Source organism: Oligella sp. HMSC09E12, assembly GCF_001808505.1.
Classification (GTDB): Bacteria; Pseudomonadota; Gammaproteobacteria; order Burkholderiales; family Burkholderiaceae_B; genus Oligella; species Oligella urethralis.
On sequence record NZ_KV793551.1, the window covers coordinates 61,169 to 62,129 of the forward strand.

The 961-nt window shown below is 37.4% G+C and carries 3 protein-coding genes; all 3 read left to right on the forward strand.

Annotated elements, in window-relative coordinates; all coding sequences use genetic code 11:
* Positions 1-185: hypothetical protein (locus HMPREF3179_RS12375; protein WP_210398747.1), on the forward strand; the 185-nt coding region annotated here is incomplete at its 5' end.
* Between the two features lie 79 nt (positions 186-264).
* Complete coding sequence (locus HMPREF3179_RS03375; RefSeq protein ID WP_070469719.1) at positions 265-678, forward strand: hypothetical protein; 414 nt, start codon at positions 265-267, stop codon at positions 676-678.
* Between the two features lie 131 nt (positions 679-809).
* The coding region (locus tag HMPREF3179_RS12640) for a helix-turn-helix domain-containing protein (RefSeq protein ID WP_141743432.1) at positions 810-961 on the forward strand (152 nt) is incomplete at its 3' end.

Consider the following 961-nt stretch of genomic DNA (forward strand, 5'->3'; position numbering starts at 1 on the left):
CCGCCAACGCACACAACTCAAGAATGCTTAAGGAAGGATTAAAGAAGCACTTGAGATATCAGGGTTCTGCTGAGGAAGTCGATACTACTAGAGAGCGCATGAATCGCTTTCGAGACGAAAAAAACATGACAGGCATCGAGGCGATTAATTGCCTTTTGGATTTTTATTACGAGCATGGGGAGTAGCTAAATAATGCTTGACTTATTATAGTGTATGCACTATAATAAAGTTAATGGCTAACACACACGGAAAAGAGGAATCAACATGTACTTCACGCTTGACAATATCACTACAAAAATCATTGATGCAATAAGCCAAGAGGTTGAAGTAACTATCACTGGCGGCAGCGCTCAGTCTTGCAGTGCTTATTTTGAAGTTAACGGCATGGCTGTAAGAGTTAGTGACCATGATCCAACAAACTCTCAGCTGTCTCATGTTGATTACTTCTTGGCGCTAGATATAGATAGCTCAATCATTAATGCAGATGATTTTGTCTCTATAACGAAAGTTTTTGCTTATTTAGATGTTGACGAAAACGAAAATGTGGTAGAAATTGAATGTAATGAGCATGATATTGACGCTGAACACATAGGCTATCGCATTAGTGAGCAAGAAATTGAACGAGTTGTTAGTAATATTATTGATAGTTCGAAAAACTTCAAAAAATACTTAACATAACGGAACAATATAAAAACATTAAGAAAACAGACGCCAATTTAAAAGCTATTTGATCAAGCGGGAAACAAATCAACAATAAACATGATAAGTACCGTAAGCAAGGGTAGCGCAAAGTTAAAACGAGGGAAACAATGAAAGAATTAAGAGAGTCGCTTGGTTTATCAGTTGAGTGGGTTGCTGAGCAAACCGGCTTAAGCATAAATGAAATTCAACAAATTGAGTCAGGCGCAAAAAAAGCGCCCCAATCCGTCATGAATTTTTTAAAGCAAATTGATGATGTGAT